25 protein-coding genes are annotated in these 21,919 nt (G+C 53.1%); 17 read left to right on the top strand and 8 right to left on the bottom strand.

The genetic code is table 11. From position 1 onward, the window contains the following. The first annotated feature begins 232 nt into the window (after positions 1-232). Positions 233-2,035, top strand: a complete 1,803-nt coding sequence (gene soxB, locus PHD44_RS05550) for a thiosulfohydrolase SoxB (protein WP_300188998.1) — start codon at positions 233-235, stop codon at positions 2,033-2,035. Positions 2,036-2,117: 82 nt separating this feature from the next. Here the strand turns inward: soxB and PHD44_RS05545 are convergent, their stop codons facing one another. Next, the gene (locus PHD44_RS05545; RefSeq protein ID WP_300188995.1) at positions 2,118-2,735 is read right to left on the bottom strand and encodes an asparaginase domain-containing protein; all 618 of its coding nucleotides are present in this window, start codon (positions 2,733-2,735) and stop codon (positions 2,118-2,120) included. Positions 2,736-2,861: 126 nt separating this feature from the next. On the opposite strand from PHD44_RS05545, the gene PHD44_RS05540 reads away from it, so the two are divergent. From PHD44_RS05540 to PHD44_RS05515, 6 genes are read left to right on the top strand one after another with little or no spacing between them, the layout of a single operon-like run. Next, positions 2,862-3,209 (top strand): DUF3579 domain-containing protein, encoded by a 348-nt coding sequence (locus PHD44_RS05540; protein ID WP_300188994.1) that lies wholly within the window; start codon positions 2,862-2,864, stop codon positions 3,207-3,209. 22 nt (positions 3,210-3,231) lie between these two features. After that, positions 3,232-4,596, top strand: coding sequence for a 30S ribosomal protein S12 methylthiotransferase RimO (gene rimO, locus PHD44_RS05535; RefSeq protein WP_300188991.1), 1,365 nt, complete (start codon positions 3,232-3,234; stop codon positions 4,594-4,596). A gap of 29 nt (positions 4,597-4,625) precedes the next feature. Next, positions 4,626-4,865: a DUF3565 domain-containing protein gene (locus tag PHD44_RS05530; RefSeq protein ID WP_300188989.1), complete on the top strand. Its 240-nt coding sequence runs from the start codon at positions 4,626-4,628 to the stop codon at positions 4,863-4,865. Positions 4,866-4,890: 25 nt separating this feature from the next. Further along, complete coding sequence (gene moaB, locus PHD44_RS05525; RefSeq protein ID WP_300188987.1) at positions 4,891-5,409, top strand: molybdenum cofactor biosynthesis protein B; 519 nt, start codon at positions 4,891-4,893, stop codon at positions 5,407-5,409. Between the two features lie 2 nt (positions 5,410-5,411). Continuing rightward, positions 5,412-7,280, top strand: a complete 1,869-nt coding sequence (locus tag PHD44_RS05520; RefSeq protein ID WP_300188985.1) for a glycosyltransferase — start codon at positions 5,412-5,414, stop codon at positions 7,278-7,280. After that, complete coding sequence (locus tag PHD44_RS05515; protein WP_300188983.1) at positions 7,267-8,019, top strand: DedA family protein; 753 nt, start codon at positions 7,267-7,269, stop codon at positions 8,017-8,019. The genes PHD44_RS05520 and PHD44_RS05515 overlap by 14 nt, the downstream gene beginning before the upstream one ends. A gap of 128 nt (positions 8,020-8,147) precedes the next feature. Here the strand turns inward: PHD44_RS05515 and soxA are convergent, their stop codons facing one another. Together soxA and soxX are read right to left on the bottom strand one after the other, a co-directional pair. Next, positions 8,148-9,053 (bottom strand): sulfur oxidation c-type cytochrome SoxA, encoded by a 906-nt coding sequence (gene soxA, locus PHD44_RS05510; RefSeq protein ID WP_300188980.1) that lies wholly within the window; start codon positions 9,051-9,053, stop codon positions 8,148-8,150. A 43-nt stretch (positions 9,054-9,096) separates the two neighbouring features. Then, on the bottom strand, positions 9,097-9,477 hold the full coding sequence (gene soxX / locus PHD44_RS05505) for a sulfur oxidation c-type cytochrome SoxX (protein ID WP_300188978.1): 381 nt from the start codon (positions 9,475-9,477) through the stop codon (positions 9,097-9,099). A 754-nt stretch (positions 9,478-10,231) separates the two neighbouring features. Between soxX and PHD44_RS05500 the strand changes: the two genes are divergently transcribed. The 8 genes from PHD44_RS05500 (at position 10,232) to pssA (ending at position 16,725) form a co-directional block, all read left to right on the top strand. Further along, the gene (locus PHD44_RS05500; protein WP_300188975.1) at positions 10,232-10,549 is read left to right on the top strand and encodes a rhodanese-like domain-containing protein; all 318 of its coding nucleotides are present in this window, start codon (positions 10,232-10,234) and stop codon (positions 10,547-10,549) included. A gap of 3 nt (positions 10,550-10,552) precedes the next feature. Continuing rightward, the gene (locus PHD44_RS05495; protein WP_300188973.1) at positions 10,553-10,783 is read left to right on the top strand and encodes a sulfurtransferase TusA family protein; all 231 of its coding nucleotides are present in this window, start codon (positions 10,553-10,555) and stop codon (positions 10,781-10,783) included. Next, positions 10,780-11,151, top strand: coding sequence for a DsrE family protein (locus PHD44_RS05490; RefSeq protein WP_300188971.1), 372 nt, complete (start codon positions 10,780-10,782; stop codon positions 11,149-11,151). Before PHD44_RS05495 ends, PHD44_RS05490 begins: the two co-directional genes overlap by 4 nt. A 35-nt stretch (positions 11,152-11,186) precedes the next feature. Next, positions 11,187-12,158 carry a hypothetical protein gene (locus PHD44_RS05485; RefSeq protein WP_300188969.1) on the top strand — a complete coding sequence of 324 codons (972 nt, stop codon included), beginning with the start codon at positions 11,187-11,189 and terminating at the stop codon, positions 12,156-12,158. A 317-nt stretch (positions 12,159-12,475) separates the two neighbouring features. Then, positions 12,476-14,176 carry an acetolactate synthase 3 large subunit gene (locus PHD44_RS05480; protein WP_300188966.1) on the top strand — a complete coding sequence of 567 codons (1,701 nt, stop codon included), beginning with the start codon at positions 12,476-12,478 and terminating at the stop codon, positions 14,174-14,176. A gap of 3 nt (positions 14,177-14,179) precedes the next feature. Continuing rightward, positions 14,180-14,680: an acetolactate synthase small subunit gene (gene ilvN / locus PHD44_RS05475; RefSeq protein WP_300188965.1), complete on the top strand. Its 501-nt coding sequence runs from the start codon at positions 14,180-14,182 to the stop codon at positions 14,678-14,680. 58 nt (positions 14,681-14,738) lie between these two features. Beyond that, the gene (ilvC, locus tag PHD44_RS05470; protein ID WP_300188963.1) at positions 14,739-15,755 is read left to right on the top strand and encodes a ketol-acid reductoisomerase; all 1,017 of its coding nucleotides are present in this window, start codon (positions 14,739-14,741) and stop codon (positions 15,753-15,755) included. 178 nt (positions 15,756-15,933) lie between these two features. Further along, positions 15,934-16,725: a CDP-diacylglycerol--serine O-phosphatidyltransferase gene (pssA, locus tag PHD44_RS05465; RefSeq protein WP_300188960.1), complete on the top strand. Its 792-nt coding sequence runs from the start codon at positions 15,934-15,936 to the stop codon at positions 16,723-16,725. Between the two features lie 69 nt (positions 16,726-16,794). Here the strand turns inward: pssA and PHD44_RS05460 are convergent, their stop codons facing one another. Continuing rightward, the gene (locus PHD44_RS05460) at positions 16,795-17,676 is read right to left on the bottom strand and encodes a TIM44-like domain-containing protein (protein WP_300188958.1); all 882 of its coding nucleotides are present in this window, start codon (positions 17,674-17,676) and stop codon (positions 16,795-16,797) included. Positions 17,677-18,107: 431 nt separating this feature from the next. Here PHD44_RS05460 and sohB point away from each other — a divergent pair, with 431 nt between their 5' ends. Both sohB and PHD44_RS05450 read left to right on the top strand, forming a co-directional pair. Further along, complete coding sequence (sohB, locus tag PHD44_RS05455) at positions 18,108-19,151, top strand: protease SohB (protein WP_367182008.1); 1,044 nt, start codon at positions 18,108-18,110, stop codon at positions 19,149-19,151. Positions 19,152-19,187: 36 nt separating this feature from the next. Then, a complete protein-coding gene (locus PHD44_RS05450; protein WP_300188954.1) occupies positions 19,188-19,427 on the top strand; it encodes a DUF2789 domain-containing protein in 240 nt (79 codons plus the stop codon). Here PHD44_RS05450 and PHD44_RS05445 read toward each other — a convergent pair whose 3' ends face one another. The 4 genes from PHD44_RS05445 to istB form a co-directional block, all read right to left on the bottom strand. Further along, a complete protein-coding gene (locus PHD44_RS05445) occupies positions 19,428-20,024 on the bottom strand; it encodes a chalcone isomerase family protein (protein WP_300188951.1) in 597 nt (198 codons plus the stop codon). Between the two features lies 1 nt (position 20,025). Then, a complete protein-coding gene (locus PHD44_RS05440) occupies positions 20,026-20,562 on the bottom strand; it encodes a DUF3833 domain-containing protein (protein ID WP_300188949.1) in 537 nt (178 codons plus the stop codon). Further along, positions 20,559-21,404: an MFS transporter gene (locus PHD44_RS05435; protein ID WP_300188946.1), complete on the bottom strand. Its 846-nt coding sequence runs from the start codon at positions 21,402-21,404 to the stop codon at positions 20,559-20,561. The genes PHD44_RS05440 and PHD44_RS05435 overlap by 4 nt, the downstream gene beginning before the upstream one ends. Positions 21,405-21,428: 24 nt before the next feature. After that, the coding region (gene istB, locus PHD44_RS05430) for an IS21-like element helper ATPase IstB (protein WP_300188943.1) at positions 21,429-21,919 on the bottom strand (491 nt) is incomplete at its 5' end.

Below are 21,919 nucleotides of genomic sequence, written 5' to 3'. Positions count from 1 at the left end.
AAATGACGTCCGACCTCGCAGCCTGATTTCACCATCATGTGGTACAGGTGTGTGCTTTGCTTTTATGCACATAAGTATTTTTGCTGTCGTCGACAGTGGCAGTGTGGTTAAATCTTGGGCCGCGGTTTTGAACTTTTTGGGTCTCTGGCGATATTAATAATGGTTCGCTTCAGACAAACCTGTTCTGCACTGCGCGTGCGCACTTAAAAAATCCAATAACGGAGATCAACGAATGAATTTATCTCGTCGGGAATTCCTGCAAATGCTCGCAGCAGCATCTGCGGCCGGTATCAATCTGGAAACCGCCCAAGCGGGCACAGGCAACCAATCCGTGGCGAATACCGTCAAGGTGAACCGTGCCTCTGGCAACATGTACGAAGTGCCCAAATTCGGTAACGTGCACATCCTGCATTACACCGACATTCACGCGCAGTTGGAACCTGTCCATTTCCGTGAACCCAGCATCAACCTGGGTATTGGCTCCATGAAGGGTAACCCGCCGCATCTGGTAGGCGAAGCGTTCCTCAAGTATTTCGGGCTCAAGCCCAACACCCCCGAGGCTCATGCGTTCACATGCATCAATTATGTTGAAGCAGCCAAGAAATACGGCAAGGTCGGCGGTTATGCCCATCTGCTGACCCTCGTTAAACACATGAAGGCCCAGCGTCCAGGTGCGTTGGTTCTCGATGGTGGTGACAACTGGCAAGGTTCCGGCCTCGCACTGTGGACCAACGCACAATGCCAGATCGACGCACAGAAGCTGTTCGGTATCGACGCATTCACCTCTCATTGGGAAGCGACTTACGGTAAAGACCGCATGATGGAAGGCATCAAGCAGCTCGAAGCCGCTGGCAATCTCACGTTTGTTGCCCAGAATATCCGTAGCGAGGATTTCGAAGAGCGCGTGTTCAAGCCGTATATCATTCGTGAGATGAATGGCGTCAAGGTGGCGATTGTCGGTCAGGCTTTCCCATACACCCCTATCGCCAACCCGCGTTGGATGGTGGAGGGCTGGACGTTTGGCATTAACCCGGAAGACATGCAGGATGTCGTCAACAAGGCGCGTAAAGAAGGTGCCGAGTGCGTCGTGGTGCTGTCGCACAACGGCATGGACGTTGACTTGAAGCTGGCTTCACAGGTTTCTGGTATCGACGCCATTATGGGCGGCCATACGCACGATGCGGTTCCGCACCCGACGATCGTCAAGAACCCGGGCGGCAAGACCATCGTGACCAACGCCGGTTCAAACAGCAAGTTCCTCGGCGTACTCGACATGGACTTCAAAAACGGCAAATTGCAGGACTTCAAATACCACCTGCTGCCAGTGTTTGCTGACTTCATCGAACCCGACAAGGAAATGGCGGCACTGATCGAGAAGATGACCAACCAGGACGTCACCTTCCAGGGCAAGACTTTCAACGCCAAGAAGCGTCTGGATGAAGTTGTCGCTACCAACGAAGGTCTGCTGTACCGTCGCGGTAACTTCACCGGTTCCTGGGATCAGCTGATCTGCCAAGCCATCATCGACGCCAACGATTGCGAAATCTCCTTCTCTCCGGGGGTTCGCTGGGGTACTTCGCTTATTCCGGGCGAGCCGATCAAATACGGCGACCTGATGACCGAAGTGGGCCTGACCTACCCGAATGTGACTGTGAATGAATTCACCGGCGAGCAGATCAAAGGTATTTGTGAAGATGTTTGCGACAACATCTTCAACAAAGATCCGTACTACCAGCAAGGCGGTGACATGATGCGGATCGGCGGTATGACCTACGCTTGCGCACCGAACGAAGTCAAAGGCAAGCGCATCAGCGACATGATGCTGGGTGGTAAGCCGATTGATCCTAAGAAAAAGTACAAGGTTGCCGGTTGGGCGTCTGTGCAAAAACCGGGCGAAATTCCGGGCGATACCGGCAAGATGATCTGGGATCAGGTGGAAACCTGGTTGCGCGACAAGAAGCACATCAAGCCAGTCAAGATCAACGAACCGCGTTTGATCGGCGTGAAGGGTAACCCGGGTTTGACCAACTGCTGAGTCCGAAACAGATGGCTTCAGCGTAAAGTTGAGGTCATGCTTGTGTGATTAAAAAGCCCCGCTTTTGCGGGGCTTTTGTCGTTTATTTCGTTTGAAAAATCCCGATAGTCCGATTTTTTCGGTACTGATTGTACGGTAGTACGCGTCCATGCATGGCGATATAGATACCCGGGTGTGGTGTTGCGGCGGCAAATCCGAGCGTCATGCCCAGGTGCAAAGCGGCTTCAATCGGATCAATCTGTGCAGGACGCATGGCACCTGTCATGATGATGACTCGATTCAATTCGGCCTTGTCGAGAAAAAGGGCGGTTTCATGCATCGTGTCGGTGCCATGAATGATGATGATGGGTGCCGCATTCAACGAAGGAGATAGGTTGCGGATGGTCTCGCAGATTGAAGTGCGGTCATCCTGTGTCATATCCAGACTGTCCTTGTGAACCACACCGATCAGGTGCAGATCAAGATTCGGTGCGGCTGAATGCAATAGATCTTCAATGGTTCGCTCATCGTTCGCGACGGTCAGCAGACCGGTCAACGGCTGGTATATTTTGTTGAAAGTGCCACCGGTGTTGATGATGACAACAGGAAATGATGATGAATTGTTCGGTGTCGACATGTCTTCAGGCTCGGTCGGTTGGGTTGGGAGTTGGGCATCAGATTGAGCGTATGGCGCGTTCTTCAGGGTATGAAGTGGACGCATCGCGCATGTCCAAGTGCTTTTGTCCATTAATTAATTTAGAATGCAAGGCGATTTCGCTTTACGGTGGCTGCGTGTCGTCGGCACTGTATTTGCTGATCGGTTCTTACCTCAAGAAAAGAATTCATTATGAGCGATCCCATGCATTTCCGTTATCTCATCGAATCCGTTACAAAATCGGGTGCGCGTTTTCGTCCGAGTGACTGGATTGATCGTTTGGCCAGTTGGGATGCTACGTTTGATCTGCACCGGCTGGTATTTTCCAACCGCCTTCATCCGGCCTCGCTGGATGGGCAGAAAGTCCTCGCCATCGAGCCCGAGTTGCAAACTCAGAACCCCGCGATGTTCGACTCGGTACTTCAATTCGCTGAGCGCAACAATCTCAAAATTCACAAGCAATACGATGATGGCCGCCTGGAAGAATATGTTCCTCCCTCTGCATCGGGCGATACCCAGGCTGAAATTCAGGCCAAATAATACTTTTTAGGTTTCAGATAATATGAGTTCATCCTCACCGCGTGTGGGTTTTGTCAGCCTGGGGTGCCCCAAGGCATTGGTCGATTCCGAGCGAATCCTGACCCAGCTGCGTGCCGAAGGCTACGCATTATCGAGTGATTATCAGGATGCGGAACTCGTTATCGTGAATACCTGTGGTTTCATCGACTCGGCCACGCAAGAATCGCTGGATGCGATCGGCGAAGCGCTGGCCGAGAACGGTAAAGTCATCGTGACCGGTTGTCTGGGTGCGCGTGACGAGGGTGAGCTGATCCGTCAGACTCATCCGAGCGTACTCGCCATCACAGGTCCACAGGCTTACGGCGAAGTGATGGGGGCGGTTCATCAGCATTTGCCGCCCCGGCACGATCCCTTCGTCGATTTGATGCCGGCACCTCGCGTTCAGACGGAGGTTTCGGATTTCGAATCCAGGGTCGGTATCAAACTCACCCCTCGGCATTACGCTTATCTGAAAATATCCGAGGGCTGCAACCATCGTTGCAGCTTCTGCATCATTCCGAGCATGCGGGGCGATCTCGTGAGTCGCCCTGTGGGTGAGGTGCTCACCGAAGCCCAGAATCTGGTGAATGCCGGGGTGCGCGAACTGCTGGTCGTCTCGCAGGACACCAGCGCGTATGGTCTGGATACGCGCTACAAGCTTGATTTCTTCGGCGGCAAACCGGTCAAGACCCGTTTCAAGGAGCTGGCGGCCGAATTGGGGCAGATGGATGCCTGGATTCGATTGCATTATGTCTATCCCTACCCGCATGTGGATGAGGTCATTCCGTTAATGGCCGAGGGCTGGGTGCTGCCTTACCTCGATATCCCGTTCCAGCACGCCAGCCCGCGGATTCTCAAGGCGATGAAGCGCCCGGCATCCAGCGAGAACGTGCTGGCGCGAATCCGTACATGGCGAGATATCTGCCCCGACCTGACTTTGCGTTCGACCTTTATCGTCGGCTTCCCTGGCGAGACCGAGGATGACTTCCAGCAGTTGCTCGATTTTCTGGATGAAGCGCAGCTTGATCGAGTCGGTGCCTTTACCTATTCGCCTGTCGAGGGCGCTACGGCAAATCAGCTGGCCAACCCCGTGCCGGAGTCGCTCAAGCAGGAGCGGCTTGAGCGGTTCATGGCAAAACAGGCCGAAATCAGCGTGGCAAAGTTGGCCGCCAAGGTGGGGCAGCGCATGGCTATTCTGATCGACGAAGTGGACGAATCCGGAGCTGTGGGCCGCGGTCCCGGTGATGCGCCGGAAATCGATGGTGTCGTCTTCCTGCCGGACGTGACCGACGTGCGTCCTGGCGACTTCGTCGAGGTTGAAATCACGGCTGCTGACGAGCATGACCTTTGGGCTTCACCGTGCGACTGATCGCGCGCTAACGATACGAAGCGGCGTTCATGGCACGTGTCACAGATCAGACGTTCAGTTCTGCTATTGTGTCGTTCCACCGGGATGAGCTGGGCGACTGGTTCGCCCGATTGGCATGCGGCCACCATCAACATACGCGCCATCAACCGCCGTGGGTCAATCGCCCCTGGATTGAAACCGAAGCCGGAAGGCGGTCGATGATCGGGAAGTCGTTGGTCTGTAAAAAATGCGCTCAAGGCTTGCCAGCTGATGACATCCCGCCCGAATAAACCACTCATGAATGAAGGCTTGTGAATGAACACGCGTGCATTTGTCCCTCTGAATATTGCTGTACTGACGGTATCGGATACCCGCTCTCTTACGAATGATCCTTCGGGTGATTTATTGCAGGGGAGAGTGATTGATGGAGGGCACCGGTTGTACGACCGGCAGATCGTTCGTGATGACAAGTACGCGATTCGTGCGGTAGTGTCAGCGTGGATTGCCAACCCGGAGTGTCAGGTCATTATCACGACGGGCGGTACCGGACTGACCGGGCGCGACGGCACGCCAGAAGCAGTGATACCGCTGCTCGACAAGGAAATCGAGGGTTTCGGTGAACTCTTCCGGTGGTTGTCCTTCCAGTCAATCGGCACGTCAACCTTGCAATCCCGCGCCACTTCGGGTGTTGCCAACGGTACCTACCTGTTCGTGCTGCCCGGATCGACCAGCGCCTGTCGCGATGCCTGGGATCAAATTATTCATGCTCAGTTGGATTTCCGTACCCGGCCATGCAACATGGTTGAGCTGATGCCACGATTGAACGAGCAGTAATCATGAACGTAAATACCGGGCGTTGTTCGCATGCCGAGCGCTATTCGGGGGCATCCCCCAGCGCCCTGTTTGCGGTGAGTTCACTGGGACTGGGGCATGCCACGCGCAGCCTGGTTCTGATCCATGCGTTTCTGGCCGAGGGGTACCGCGTTACAGTTATTTCGACGGGTAATGCCTTGGCCTTCATGCGTCTGGAGTTGGCCGATCACCCCGCCGTCGAATGGCTGGACTGGTCTGATTATCCGCCGCTGGAACGCGGGACCGGTTGGCGGTTCTACGCCTATCTTGCCCTCGATCTGTTTACCACTTGGCGACGAATTCGCGAAGAACATCGTCGGTTTGAATCCATTGCCTGTGATTATGATTTCGTATTCAGCGACGGTCGTTACGGTATCTACAGCCGCTGGGTTCCCTCGTTCATACTGTCGCATCAGATTGCTTTCATACCGCCAAAGGGGTTGCAGGAAGTCAGCTGGTTGAGCGATCACCTCAATGTAGCCGCGCTCAAGCAGTTCGACCGTATCTTTATTCCAGATTTTCCCTGCCCGAGTCTGAATCTTGCCGGGAACCTTTCACATACGCCCGTCTTGCAGAATACCCAGCGCGAATATGTCGGGATTCTGTCGTCCTATCCGCATCAGGATTGTGAGCAGGATATCGATTACCTGTTCGTGATCAGTGGCTATCTGCACGAACACAAGGGGGCGTTTGTGCGTGATCTGCTTGTGCAGGCGCAAAATCTGCCCGGCAAGAAGGTCTTTGTCCTGGGTGACGCAAAAGCTGATCCGGCACAGTATCAGGACGCCCTTTCCGAACATCTTCAAGTGTATCCGCTGGCGACGGGGAATCTACGGCAGGAATTGTTCGGTCGTGCCAAATGCATTATCTCTCGAGCCGGGTATACCACGGTGATGGATCTGGTGGAACATGGTAAGCGCGCGCTTCTTATTCCCACGCCGAATCAAACGGAGCAGGAATACTTGGGTTATTACCTCGGTAGCCTTAAATACTTTAACAATCGTGATCAGGCGGAATCATTCGACCTTGCCAGCGCCTTGGCGGAAACAGAGAACACCCGGCAGTTTGAACCGCCCTGGCGAACGCAGGAATCGGTGCGTCGTATCCAGTCATCAATGAGCGATGCGCTGTACAAGAACTTTTTCTCGGTGATTGTGCCGGCACATAACGAGGAGGCGGTACTGGCGGAAACGCTGGACAGCCTGATGGCGCAACAATATCCCGCTAATCGGATGGAAATCATCATCGTGGAGAACGGTTCAACCGATGATACCTGGGCGATTGCCGAACGTTATGCGGCGCTATCTGATGGCAACCTGACCATTCGTGCCCTGCAAAGCGAGAAGGGTGTTTCCAAGGCCAAAAACGTTGGCCTGGAGCGCATCAGCGTCAATTCTGATTGGGTGGTTTTTTGTGATGCCGACACGCATTTGGCACCGAAAGCCTTGCGTCAGTTCAACCACTGGATCAATCAGCATGGCTCTGAGAGCCTCGCGGTGGGTACGACGCGTGTACAACCCCTGAGCGCAAATCATGTGTATGTTCGGTTGTGGTTCAGAGCCTATGACTTGATTCATCGAATGACGCGCAGTTCCTACTCCATACAGTTGGCGCGTTCGCCAATTGCACGCGGGATCGGATTCCATCCGGAATTGAGTTTTGCCGAAGATCTGACATTCATCAGTGAGTGTCGTCGCTATGGCCGGTTTTTCTTTATCCCCAGTGATCAGGTAGCGACATCGACCCGGCGATTTGAAACGCACGGCTATATCAAACAAAGCCTGAAATGGTTGTTCGAGGCGCTGATGCCCATGCGGATGAAGCGGAAACGAGGATACGATGTCATTCGCTGATCTGACTTCATTCGATCAGGCGGTAACCTTTCTACAGCAGCATCAACAAACTGCCTATATCATTCTTTTTTTGGGCGCGCTGCTTGAAACTGTCATCCCTTTTTCCCTGATTGTCTTAGGAGAAGTTTTTTTCCTTTCTGGCGCTGTCTTGGCGGGGCTTGGCGTACTTGATATCTGGGTTGTCATGCTCGTGTTATTCAGTGGCGGAATTCTGGGAGACAACCTGAGTTACTGGCTGGGCTATCGATACGGGAATGGACTGTTTGATCGACTGCAACACTGGCCGTTGATCGGGCGAATGATTCACCAAGAAAACTATGAAAAAGGCGTGGCTTTCTTTGAGAAACGAGGTGCTTCTGCCGTTTTTATCGCCCGTTTGAGTGGGCCACTGTCCTGGATTACGCCTGCATTAGCGGGAATATTTCGACTCAACTACGGTACGTTCGTTCGTTTTAATACACCGGCAGTGATTATCGGGATTAGCCAGTTCATTATTCTGGGGTACTTCTTCGGCAGTTATATTCGGCCCATACTGAATTGGGCGCACCAGTACGGTTTGGCTGTCGCGCTGATTGTGGTTGGTTTAATCGCAGCTATTTTCCTATTGCACCGTTTTCTGGATTGGCGGAAACGGGTTGAACGGACGCGAGAGGAAATCGTGCAGTTCATCTTGCATCATTTTGGCTTATCACTGGTCATTATCGCTTGCGTGTTTGTCGGTTTGCTGATCTTGATTTGACCCGATTAATAATTCAGTCAGTGAATGTTCAATTGATGCCTAAGTTTGATGACATTGTTTCGTGGGTTAAATTCAAAGCCAACAAAAAAGCCAGCATTGATGCTGGCTTTGTTTTTCAGCGCGTGGTCTTACTTGCGTAAGGCAGGGCCGTTAATTTCAAGGCCATTGTCGATGTAGGACAGGAAGTATTCCAAATCAAGCATGTTCGTCGAGTATTGCTTGAACGGAATGGTTCGTGTGTCACGCATGCAACCAAACAGTCGATTATTCAAGGTGATCATCTTATCCTTGCTATAACGGAACACAGGAAAACCCGTGGTGTTACCCATGCCTGGATGCAGCGTTTCTGAACGAGTCATTTGCGTGGCGTGATACATATGGCAATCGGCGCAAGAGAAATTCAGCTGACCTGTTTTGCGGAAAAACATGTGCTTGCCGTTGTTGAATGCTGCTACCGCTTTGGGATCGTTGGGAACTTTTACATCAACCTTTAGCCCTTGGGACATACTGGACAGGTAAGCAGAAACACTGGCGAGGTCTTTATAAGCACCTTTGGAACCCAGTGACTTATCTTTAGGCACCCCGGCATTTAGTTGGCAATTAATCAAATCCGATTCCAGATCATGTACCTTGCCATCCTTGGTATTGAAGTAAGGATACTTGGCGCGTAAACCTTTTGCATCCCCTACACAAGAAGACAGTGGTTTGCCGTTAGGCAGGCGGTAGTCTTCCCAAAATTTCTTACCCTTGGCAATGTATTCATCCTGGGGTGGAAATTGCATCATGTCTTGATACTGACTGTAGGCATCCTTATCAAAGGCATATACGCCCATGTTGTATTTGTCATGGGGAATTTGCGGGAAATTCTGATAAAAATAGTTGCGGTATTCTTTAGCGAATTCAGCGGGATTGCTTGGGTTGTTCAGCGGATTGAAATTATTGGCCGCTGATGGGGCGTTGTTGTCCGCGGCCATTGCCGTGCCAGCACCCGTTCCGATGGCGGCAATAAGTAAAGTTGTAACTAGCTTTTTCATGCTAACGAGCTCCTCGTGAAATGTTGATTTGCGTTCGCTGCGCTTAAAGGGTGTACAGATAGTCGACGACTTTCTCAATCTGTTCCTTGGTCAGTACTTTATGGTCACCAAAAGGTGTCATGATTACGCCCCGACCAAACTTTTTGCGCGGATCCCAAATCACATCAAACAAATCCTGTTTGTTGGGGAAGCGAATCTTCATTGCAATCAACATGGGGCCGACGTTACCAGGTTGCGTGCCGTCTGCAATTTTGTGACAAGCCAGGCAATTGCCCTCACTTTTTGTGAAGGCAATAGCTCGTCCCTCTTCCTGATTCTTGGTCAGGGCAGAGTCTGCCGCAAAGGCTTGTCCGGCCATGAGTAGGCTTGCTGCAACGATCACAGCTGAGCCGGTTTGTGTTAATGCTCGAATCTTTGGTGTCATTATCATCCTCTCCTCTTCAGACGCGCAACGCGCCAAGATGGTTTTGGTGGTCTTCTTGTCATTTGACCCTGTCACTGTAGTGGGTAAGTGACACGAGACAAATAAAAAATTTTTTATATGGACATGGTTTCTTTCTGAACCTGTAGCCCGTTAAATATTAGCGTTTGCCCATATTCCTCCTCCTACATTTTTGTGAAAACGTGATACTTTTTTTCGCTTTTTTACTAAACACCCTTATTTTTCAATATTACGACTCTTGGTCTCAACGTGCCACTCTATTGGGAGCACCGCCCCTCATCCTTGAAGTTTTTCTAGGGCTTTCTATGCGCTCCCCTTTTTTGATTTTTTGCCTGCTTGGCCTTGAAATTTGAAATTTGTATGCAGGTGAAAATATTTTGCATGTTGGTGGACGCGAGTTTGTGGTATCTATTACCCCTTTAGCGGCGTATGTTCGAGTGGTTGCGTTAGTCCGACCTTGCGGTTCTGATCTTCTTGTGAGGTTCGGTTGTAGTTGTTGCCCGGTGTGCGCTTGTGTCTTTAAGGGAGCCTCGAAAAACCCCTTCCATGGGGTTTTTCGAGGACGTTCGTCGCGGGGAACCATCGCGTAGCTGACGAAGTCCGCGACGAACTCACGCCATTTCAATTGCTTACGCGATTGGGCGGCGTCCCGTCCCTGGGACGCTCGGGCACCTCGAAAGGTTTTTCGAGGTGCCCTTAAGTCTATTTTTTACATTTGATTTTAGTGAGTATCGGAATGTCCAGTTTCAAGAATATCGCACCGGAAGAATTGCAGGGCCGCCTTGATGAGGTGCTGCTGGTTGATGTCCGCGGACCTTCAGAGACGGTGCGTGGCGTGATCAAGGGGGCCAAATTGATACCGTTGCACCTTGTTCCCATGAATGTGGATCAATTCAAAACCGATAAGGATGTTGTGATTTATTGCCATAGTGGCGCCCGTTCGGCCCAGGCATGCCACTTTCTGGCTGGACAGGGTTTGACTGGATTGCATAACCTCGATGGCGGCGTGATGTATTGGGCCGGTTCCGGGCTCCCCTTGGTTGCCCCAGAGTAATCGGTGGAAGTGATCGACGCCCGAGGCCTGCGCTGTCCCATGCCATTGCTGCGAGCTCGCCGGCTTCTGTCCACGGCGACACCCGGTGAAGTCGTCCAGATTTGGGCGACCGATTTGGGTGCGCCAGCGGACTTCGAAGCTTACTGCGCTCAGGCTGGCCATGAGCTGATTGGCGTAGAGCGCGAGGCCGGCTCGCCAGAGTTCTTCAAAATCACCTTGGCCAAATCTTCGTGAGTAAATCCATCCCCGACATGGCTCATGACCTTGCTCGGGCAGGGATGGCCATCATTCTTTCCCGCGACGATCCGGGCGCTGTCCGTTCGGCGTTGTCGCTCTCGCTCGCCGCGATTGCAGCGGAAGATCCCGCCGCAATTTTCTTCACACAAACCGGCGTCCGGTTTTTACAGCAAGGGGAGCAGGATGCCGCGCTCGCTGAAATGAGATCGATGGCTCAGGAGGAGGGGGTTCGGTTGATTGCTTGTTCTGACTCCATGGCGGAGATCGGTGTACAGCCAAAGGTGCTGATCCCTGGAGTGGAACTGGCCGGGGCCATGAGCTTCTATCAGTTTGCCCGTCAGGCGGCAGTGTCTCTATACATATGATGTTGGGGTGCTTCCTGAGCGTTCGGGGAGATTTGTTGATAAAAATTTTAAGGATTTTCAGGGGTAGTTTGATGATGAAGTCTGTGCGCATTTTGTTTTTGGTCATCCTGTCTTCATTGGTTGTGCCTTCTGTCTCTGTGGCTGCTGGCTTGCAGCCTTTTGTTGAGGGCTCGACACTATCAGCCACGTTGGCTGACGCGGATAAAACGATTCAAGCGAAGCTGGTTAAGGGCGGGTTTGAAGTGGTTGGACATTACTCGCCCGTGAAGAATGTGATTGTGCTTTCGATCAGCAGTCCGGCGATGTTGAGGACTGCTTCGCAAACCCCGCGGGGTGGCTACGGTGCTGCGCTGAGTATTTCTCTGGAAGAACACAAGGGTAAAACCTATGTGACCTACATGAACCCGCCGTATGTGGCGGCCGGTTACCGCTTGGCATCAGATAATGAGTCCGTCGCCAAAGCATTGGCGAGTATTCTGGGCGCGGAGAAAACCTTTGGTGCCAAGCCGCGGACGGTGGAGCAGCTGGCCAATTATCAATATGGTTTCGGCATGGAAACCTTCAATGATCCGGTTGATTTGGGTGGTTACCCTGGTTTTTCTACAGGGGAGCAGAAGATTCTCAGTCGATTGGCGGCGAAAAAGGATGGTGTCGGCCTGGTCTATAAAATAAAGATTCCGGGCAAGGATCAGGAAGTGTTCGGTGTGGATCTGTCTGGAGTTAAGGACAACAACGCCAATGGCGTGGCGCTGGTCGATGCTATTGATAGCGGAATGCCGCACCGCTACGCCTTCCTGCCTTATGAAGTGCTTTTGAACAACAAGGAAGCAGAGGCGCTGAACCTACGCTTCCGCATGGCGCTTTTCTTCCCGGATTTACCGATGATGGGGAGCGATGCCTCTTTTTTCAAACTGCGCAGCTCGCCTGATGCAATCAAAAAAGTATTGCAAAAGGCGATGGGCGGCGCATTGGTGACTAATTCGGACAATGGGTTTGGTGGCTTTTAACGAACAGGTTGCCCGTTAATCATGCGCCCTTGCTGGCGCACCGCGCGTTGTCGGTAGAAGTGGGAAACTCGGCGATGCAATTTGGCTCATAAAGAGCTATATTACTCGGCTTGGATTCATTTGTTTTCGCAGGGCGGGTTGACTAGGCTGATAATTTTAGCCCTGTCACCGCGAATTCAGACGTATGTTTGTCAGGTTTCCTGTGGCGCTTTATGAGCGCCAAAAACATTAGGCCTTGGGTCGAGTCGGTGCCTTGATTAATGGCACCTGTTCGGGCAAGGCCTTGTCTTTCACTAAAAAAATAAGAGAGAACGCTCGTGGAATTGTCCGGTGGTCAAATCCTGGTGGAATGCTTGAAAGCTGAAGGGGTAGAGGCTGTATTCGGCTATCCCGGTGGCGCCGTTCTACACATTTATGATGCCTTGTTCCAGCAGGAGCAGGTTCAACATATCCTGGTTCGTCATGAACAGGGTGCCGTACACATGGCCGATGGCTATGCGCGTGCTACGGGCAAACCGGGTGTCGTTCTGGTGACGTCCGGCCCGGGTGCGACCAATGCCGTCACCGGTATTGCCACCGCGCACATGGATTCGATTCCGCTGGTTGTGATTACCGGACAGGTGCCAACCAGTCTCATCGGCAATGATGCGTTTCAGGAAGTCGATAGCGTCGGCATTACGCGCCCTTGCGTCAAACACAACTTCTTGGTCAAGGATGTCCGTGATCTGGCCGAGACGATGAAAAAAGCCTTCTATATCGCGACGACCGGACGGCCCGGGCCGGTCGTGGTCGATATCCCCAAGGATGTCACCGACCCCCGTGTGCTGATTCCATTCGAATATCCCCAATCTGTTTCCTTGCGTTCTTATCACCCGACGGTGAAAGGGCATAGCGGTCAGATTCGCAAGGCCGTAGACCTGATCGTCAACGCCGAACGGCCGATGATCTATTCCGGTGGCGGCGTCGTGCTGGGGCGTGCCGCAGAGCAGCTGACCCGGTTTGCCCGTCTGCTCAATTATCCGATCACAAATACCTTGATGGGCTTGGGCGCGTACCCGGCGAGTGACCGGCAGTTCCTCGGCATGCTGGGCATGCACGGCACTTATGAAGCGAACATGGGGATGCATCACTGCGACGTGCTCATTGCCATCGGCGCGCGCTTCGATGACCGGGTGACGGGTAATCTCGCCAAGTTCTGTCCGACCGCCAAGATCGTGCATATCGATATTGATCCGGCATCCATTTCCAAGAATGTTGTTGTGGACGTGCCAATCGTCGGTTCGGTCAAATCCGTACTGGAAGAAATGCTGCCTTTGATCGAAGACGCGGGCGGTGCCAAGCAGAAAGAAGCCATCGCCGCCTGGTGGGCGCAGATCGAGCAGTGGCGCGAAATGCGCTGCCTCGACTACAAGACCAATGGCGAGGTGATCAAACCTCAGTATGTGGTGCAGAAAGTCTGGGAAATCACCAAGGGAGACGCGTTCGTGGCTTCCGATGTGGGCCAGCATCAGATGTGGGCTGCCCAATACTATGGTTTCGACAAGCCGAACCGCTGGTTGAACTCCGGCGGCTTGGGCACGATGGGTTTTGGTCTGCCCGCCGCGCTGGGGGCCAAGTTCGCCTTCCCGGACGAAGAAGTCGTCTGTGTGACGGGCGAAGGCAGTATCCAGATGTGTACGCAGGAATTGTCCACGGCATTGCAGTATCACCTGCCGATCAAGGTCGTCAGTTTGAACAACCGTTACCTTGGCATGGTGCGTCAGTGGCAGGAGTTCTTCTACTCCGGCCGTTACGCCATGAGTTACATGGAAGCCCTGCCGGATTTTGTCAAGCTGGCGGAATCTTATGGTCACGTGGGTATGCGGATCGAAAAGGCATCCGACGTCGAGGGTGCCTTGCGCGAGGCGTTCGCCATGCGCGATCGGCTGGTCTTCATGGATTTCCAGACCGACCCGACCGAGAATGTTTACCCGATGGTGCCAGCCGGTGCCGGTTTGAATGAAATGATTCTGGTATAAGACATGCGGCACATCATCTCAATTTTGATTGAAAACGAAGCAGGCGCCCTGTCGCGGGTCGCCGGTTTATTTTCCGCACGCGGTTACAACATTGAATCGCTCTGCGTTGCACCCACCGTCGACGAAACCTTGTCGCGGATGACCCTGGTCACGCGCGGTGACGAACAGATCATCGAGCAGATCATCAAGCAGCTCAACAAGTTGATTGATGTGATCAAGGTTCAGGACATGGCGGATGCCCCTCATATCGAGCGTGAACTCATGCTGATCAAGGTGCAGGCCGTCGAGCGCTATCGGGAAGAGGTCTACCGTTTGGCCGAAATTTTCCGTGGCCAGATTATCGATGTCAGTGAAACGAGCTACACCATCCAGATGGTGGGACCTGGACACAAGCTGGACGCGTTTCTTTCGGCGCTGGGTGATATCCCGGTGGTTGAAATCGTACGCTCCGGCGCGCTCGGAATTGCGCGTGGTCCGCGTGGTATGTCCGTGCCCGAGGCCTGATGCGCTCGCAGATCTGATTTTTTATTCGACTTTATTTCGTTATCTGGAGATTTTTTCCATGCAAGTGTATTACGACAAAGATTGTGACCTGACGCTGATCCAGGGCAAGAAAGTCGCCATCATCGGTTATGGTTCGCAAGGCCACGCCCATGCCCTGAACCTCAAGGATTCTGGCGTAAGCGTAGTGGTTGGCCTGCGTCCAGGCTCTACATCGGCACGTAAAGCTCAGGCCGAAGGTTTGACCGTTCTTCCTGTAGGCGAGGCCGTTGCCGCGGCCGATGTCATCATGATCCTCACACCCGACGAGTATCAGTCTGCAATTTATCGTAACGACATCGAACCGAATCTCAAGCAAGGCGCTACATTGGCTTTCGCTCATGGCTTCGCCATCCTGTATAACCAGGTTGTGCCGCGTGCCGACCTCGATGTCATCATGATCGCGCCGAAGGCACCGGGCCACACCGTGCGCTCCGAGTTCGTCCGGGGCGGCGGTATTCCCGATCTGATCGCGGTGCAACAGGATGCCAGTGGGACCGCCAAGGCGACCGCCTTGTCCTATGCCTCAGCAATTGGCGGCGGGCGTACGGGTATCATCGAAACCACCTTCAAAGACGAGACCGAAACTGACTTGTTCGGCGAGCAGGCCGTTCTGTGTGGCGGTACGGTCGAGCTGGTCAAAGCCGGTTTTGAAACTTTGGTCGAAGCCGGTTATGCGCCCGAAATGGCCTATTTCGAATGCCTGCACGAGCTCAAATTGATTGTCGATCTCATGTACGAAGGCGGTATCGCCAACATGAACTATTCGATTTCCAACAATGCCGAGTATGGCGAATACGTGACCGGTCCTCAGGTGATCAATGCCGAATCGCGTCAGGCCATGCGTGAAGCTCTGGCGCGTATTCAGTCGGGTGACTACGCGAAGGCCTTTATCTCGGAAGGTGCGACCAACTACCCGTCCATGACAGCACGTCGTCGACAGAATGCGGCTCATGCGATCGAACAAACCGGTGCCAAGCTGCGCAGCATGATGCCGTGGATTACCGCCAACAAGATCGTCGATAAAGATCGTAATTGATCTGATTGCTTCTTGCTGAGCTAGCCTCGGTCCTTGCGGGACCGGGCCAACCCAAACATAGGCCTACCCTTGGGAGTAGCCTTCCGTTTGGGTTTTTTATTTGAGGGGATTCTGCTCGCTGCATGATCGTCACATTCTGCGTTTAGAATGTCCCCAACCAACTGAATAAGGTGACCACATGATGGATCAAGAATCGGATAAGCATTTGGAGCCGGATAGCCAGATGACGGATGACGGGGCGCCAAAACATCGTCGCAAGGCCATTTACCTGTTACCGAATCTCTTTACCACGGGCGCTCTTTTCGCCGGTTTTTTTGCGATTTTGCGGGCCATTCAAGGTGATTTCGAACAGGCGGCCATGGCCGTATTCATAGCCATGATCCTCGATGGCCTGGACGGCCGCGTGGCGAGGCTGACCAATACACAGTCGGATTTCGGTGTGCAGTACGACTCTCTGTCCGATGTCATTTCCTTTGGCCTGGCTCCGGCAGTGATTGTCTTCCAGTGGAGCTTGAACGGTATTGATGACCGTTGGGGAATGCTGGGCGCTTTTGTGTTCGTCGCGGCCGCTGCGGTTCGTTTGGCGCGTTTCAATGTTCAGGTGGAAACCGTCGACAAGAAGTACTTTGTTGGTCTGGCTTCACCCGCTGCTGCAGCTGTGCTGATGGGGATGGTCTGGTTCTTCGAAGAGCACGGGATTGCATTTCAGGAAAATATCGGTTGGGTCTGGATTATTACCGTCGTTACCGGACTGTTGATGGTGTCGAGCATGCCGTACTACAGTTTCAAGAGCGTGAGTCCGCAGATTCGTGTTTCGTTCTTGAGCGTGCCCTTGTTGATTCTGCTGTTTGTGCTCGCGCTGAAGGACTTTCCGCTTACCTTGTGGCTGATTGCCTCTGCCTACGCGCTGTCGGCGCCACTATGGTTCATTGCTCGTCGGGTGCAAAAGCTGAGAAGAAAATCGTCGTGAATGCCTGATTTACTTTTGCATGATCACAAAAAAAGCCCGGTCGACCCGGGCTTTTGATTATCAAGGCGATCAGTGGATGGATTGATTATATTGCTGAATACCGACAATCAACCAATCACCCTGAGCTGAGTCCGCCGCGTGGCGAACATGCCAGATTTCAGCGATTGGCTCAGGCTGGCCGTAATTCTCGCGCACCATGCCTTGAAAGAGAACGGATGCCACAACCGAGTCGCCTTCACGGCTCAAATCCAATAGTTGTGCGTTCAGGCTCTGTACTTCGGTCACGTTGTTTTCGTCACCGATACGGGCACGCTCGCGCGCCAGTTCCAGAAACAACTCAGGAGTGAAGTATTCCTGCATGGTTTTAAGATCGTTGGCATCCCAGGCACGTTGCAGATTGGTGAAATGCTCCTTGGCCCCCTGCAGGAAGGAATCTTCGTTGAACCAGACTGGCGCATTCGGGAGCGTGGCTTGTGCTGAGCCGGCGTTTGAAAACGAACCGATGCTCGACGGTTGCGGTGATTGACCGGGCATTGCGCCAGCTGTTGAACGCGCGTAGGGCGAAGCCGCAGACTGGCTGGATTTGCGCAGTGCCCGGATCAGCATGAACGCGCCGAGAGCAAACAGGGCAATGATGATGAAATCCATCGGCTTGAGGCCATCAAACGCGCCGCCGAAAAACATGGCCGCCAGCAGCCCGCCCGCCGCCAGACCCGCCAAGGGCCCAAGCCATCGGCTGGCGCCACCAGCAGCCGGTGCGGCGGAGCGAGTCGGCGCACTCGCCGGGTTTGTTGGTGTCGTCGCTTGACGGCTGAAACTTTGCTTTTGCGAGCCAAAGTTAGCGCCGCCGCCGATCCGCTTCGCATCGGCTGTTTGCAGACTAGCGGCAAACAGCACGCCGAGGCTGACCACCATGACAGTGAGAAGAACAGTCAGTTTTTTGGCAAACATTAGAGAACCCTTAAATATAAAATCACTATCTCATTCTAATTTGATCAGACCGGGGTTGCACGATAAACCCCGAAATATCGAATAGCCTACATATTTAGTGCGGGCTCAACACATTGCGGATGTAGGGTACCTCGAAAAACCTACTGAACGTGGGCTTGCGCCTGCTTCGCAATAAGCTGGCGTCAGCCCGTTACGGTTTTTCGAGTTGCCCTGTACTTTAATGCACGAAAATGCGCTGCCTCGTTATACTCGAAAGCCGGGGGTGGGCAGTTGTAGTCGGTTTTTTCCGGATGGTTATCGAACAAACAGGGTTGCGTCAGGGCGAGTGATTCCCTTCGATGGCCTTCTGCCTGCAAGATGATGACGGTATTCTTGGCCCTCTCGTGCGATCCGTTGGTTACTGCGCTTCTTTGATATTGATTGGGGTAATGATGGAATTTCTGAGTGACTACGGGCTATTTCTGGCAAAAACGCTGACCTTCGTTTTCGCAGCACTGTTTCTGCTGGCTGGTTTGGCGGCGCTCCGGCAGCGCCAGAAACAAGGCGGTCAGGGCGTGCTGAAAGTCACGGATCTCCGGGAGCGCTTCGAGTCGAATCGCCAGCAACTGGAGCAGCACATCCTGCCTGCCAAACAGTTCAAGTCTGAACAAAAGAAAAGAGAAAAAGAAAGGAAGCAGCTAAAGAAAGAGGGACTAGAGCACGAGTTGCGCACCTTCGTATTGAGATTCTCCGGTGACTTGCGCGCGAGCCAGGTTGGCGCTTTGCGTGAGGAGGTGTCTTCGATTCTCTCTGTCGCCCGGCCTGAAGTGGATGAAGTTCTGGTCTGCCTTGAAAGTGGCGGTGGTCTGGTTACGGCGTACGGTCTTGCCGCAGCGCAGCTTGCGCGACTTCGCGCTGCGGGTCTGCATTTGACTATAGCTGTTGATAAAGTCGCAGCTAGTGGTGGCTACATGATGGCGGCTGTGGCGCATAGAATCGTCGCCGCGCCGTTTGCGATTGTCGGGTCAATCGGCGTGGTGGCGCAGATACCCAATATTCACCGTCTGCTCAAGAACCACGATGTCGATATCGAATTGCTCACGGCGGGGCAGTACAAACGTACCTTGACCTTGTTGGGTGAAAATACGCCAGAGGGGCGTGAAAAGTTTCAAACGCAACTCAATGAAACGCATGAGTTGTTCAAATCGTTCTTGCTCGAATACCGCCCTTCGCTTGATCTATCGAGGGTGGCAACTGGTGAGTATTGGTTCGGCACCCAGGCCATGGCGCTTGGTTTGGTTGATGAATTGACCACCAGCGATGAGTGGATTGAACGCCAGTTTGCCGAACGCGCGGTCATCGAAGTGCGTAAAATGCCTGCCACCAACATGCTCAAGAAACTACAAGGTTCAGCCGAGCAGAGCGCGCATCGGGTGTTGCATCGGTTCTGGGATCAATTGCGCCAAAAATCGACCGATCCGCACGAACAGTTATAGAATCAAACCGCAACTTTCCTCAAAGCAGGTGTGATTATGGATACGGTATTTCATCCCCTCGCCGATTTATTCGCCCAATTGGGCTTGCCCAGTTCAGCGGACGAGATTGATGCGTTCATTGCGCAACATGCACCTTTGTCTTCGGACATTGCGCTCGCGGATGCACCTTTTTGGTCAGAAGCGCAGGCCGGTTTTATTCGCGAGTCATTGGAAATGGACGCGGACTGGGCCGAAGCGGTCGATCATCTGGATGCGCGCTTGCGCAACGCCGGATAATCAACCACCCAATAGCGAACGTTTGAGGGATTGGGAGAGCGGCGGCTTGCCGAGCCAAATCCCGAAATAGGTCGCGGCCAAGCGCGCGTTATCGCTTTTGAATACGATCTTGTCATTAAGCTTGAGTGTCAGTTCAGGCTTTTTTTGCGCACTTACCGGTTGCCACGTCAATGTGTACTGATCACCGGGCGATACGTTTTTCATGCTGGATTGCAATGCATCGACTTGGGGTTTTATCGATTGTCGTTCGCTGGGCGTGAGTTGCTTATCCAGCGTTTGCCAACTCGCTTTTTCGATGTCTTTCACGGTAACGGCATGGTGATACTGAAGCACCAGCACTCTCGGCGTTTCCTGTGAAAGAATCTGCGCGGGCTTAATGTTTTCAGGGGCATAGAGCGCGGCATCGTACACATCAAACCAGAGGTACGTTGCCGTGCCTTTCCCGAGCAACGTCAGGTCCGTTTGCCCCAATTGCATTTGTTTTGGCATGGATTTATTGCTCGCAACCACAGGGGTGCTTGCTCCCAGCGAAAACAGGAGCAGTGCGGATACGAGCAGGCGCGTGCGCCGTTGTATAGCTATTGAGTGACTACTCATATCATTTATCCGGATCTGATTTGGTGAAAAACAGGGTTACTTCACCGACGCGAATACCGAATTTGCTCACGTAGGCGCGATTGATCATCACGTTTTTGGAAACGCGAATCATCCAGTCGTTGAATTTCACATCAATCGTGCTGCCGTTGTATGGCAGTTTGAGTGTGTAGTGCCAGTTAAGTGCCTGGCCCACTTCGTGCCCTTGGGCCACGCCGACAATGTCTCCGGCTTTGCCAATATAGCGATCCTGTCCATCGCGCGTGATATGCCATACCCGCTCGCCCGTTTCGCCATCGTTGTATTTAAAGTGTTCGCTTAACACAAATTCATCGCCGACTTTTTTCCCTTCGATATGCACTTTGAATTGGCGTTTGATTTCCCCGCCGCGTGATTGAAAGATGCCCCAGGCGTAGGTATCTCCCGCAAAATATTGTTCGAGATCGAATTTGGGTTCGGTGTTTGTGTATTGGTCAAGATTCAAGCTGGCACACCCCGTCATGGAAAACGCAAGAAGAACGAGCAAAGCAAATCGTTTCATGGTGAAACCTCTTTGATTTTAGTGGAAGAAATAACCAGTGATTCCGTGTCGTGAAGATAGCGAAACACAATCAGTGCTGCGGCCAGTTTGAACAACACCGGCAAGCCGCCATAAACCCAGGCGAGCGCATCGGTATGGCTGTCGCCCGATTGATAACCCGTCAAGCTCAATAAGCCGTAACCTAAGCCTACGGCAATAGCCAGCGCCAGTTTGGTCACGAGACCAAACAAACCGAAAAACAAGCCCGCGCGATCTCCACCGCCGGCGTCCGCATCAGCCCCGGCCAAATCACCCTGAATGGACGCGGGTAAGGCCATATCCGCACCCAAACTAAAACCTGAAATCAAGCAGACCACTGCGAAAGCCGTGACATCGCCTGAATGCAAAAAAGGCACGGCGAGAAAACTTAATCCCGCGAGTGTTATTGAAAAACCCCAAGCCGAACGTTTGCCGTATCGGTGCGCGACCCAGGTCCAGAAGGGCAGGGCGACGATGCCCGCGCCGAAATACAAAAGCAGTAATGGACCTAATGCCTGCGGCGCGGCCAGTCGATCATTGATGAAAAGAATAAATAGCGCCGCAGGAATGCCATTGGCCAGATTATTCAGAAAAAAACCAATCATGGTGCCGCGAAGCTGACGGTTGTCACGCAATAAGGGCCAGCCAGCGCTCAACTTGACGGGGCGGCGCGTGGCGGGTTTTTCGGGCACGGCAAAAATGAGCAGTGCCAAGCCGATGGGTAACAAGATGGCCATCAACCAGAATACGACACCGAGTAGGTCACCATTTGCCGCTTGTGCCTCACCTGTGGTGTCAAACAGCGTCGAAAATTGACCACCCAACAGCGTCCAATTTTGACCAGGGTATCAGGCTGATTTCTTGCGCTGTTTGAAGCGGTAGGAATCGTTGCCGGTCTCGAGGATGTCGCAGTGGTGAGTGATGCGATCGAGCAGGGCTGTGGTCATTTTGGCGTTGCCGAATACGTTGACCCATTCGCCGAAGCTTAAGTTGGTGGTGATGATCAGCGAGGTCTTTTCATAGAGCTGGCTGATGAGGTGGAAGAGCAATGCACCACCGGATTCGGGGAAAGGCAGATAACCGAGTTCATCCAAAATGACCACATCAATCAGGGTGAGTTGTCGGGCAAGGTTTCCTGCCTTGCCTTGTTGTTTTTCCTTGTCCAAGAGATTGACCAGATCGACGGCATTGTAGAAGCGTACCCGCTTGCCCTGATGGATGGCAGCGACACCCAAAGCGGTGGCCAGATGGGTCTTGCCGGTACCGGTGCCGCCAACCAGGATCAGGTTATGGGCGGTGTCGAGGTAGCTGCCCTGAGCGAGCTGTTCGATCCGAATCT

The sequence above is a fragment of the Halothiobacillus sp. genome, assembly GCF_028710545.1.
Classification (GTDB): domain Bacteria; phylum Pseudomonadota; class Gammaproteobacteria; order Halothiobacillales; family Halothiobacillaceae; genus Halothiobacillus.
This window is presented reverse-complemented; position numbering and strand designations above follow the sequence as displayed.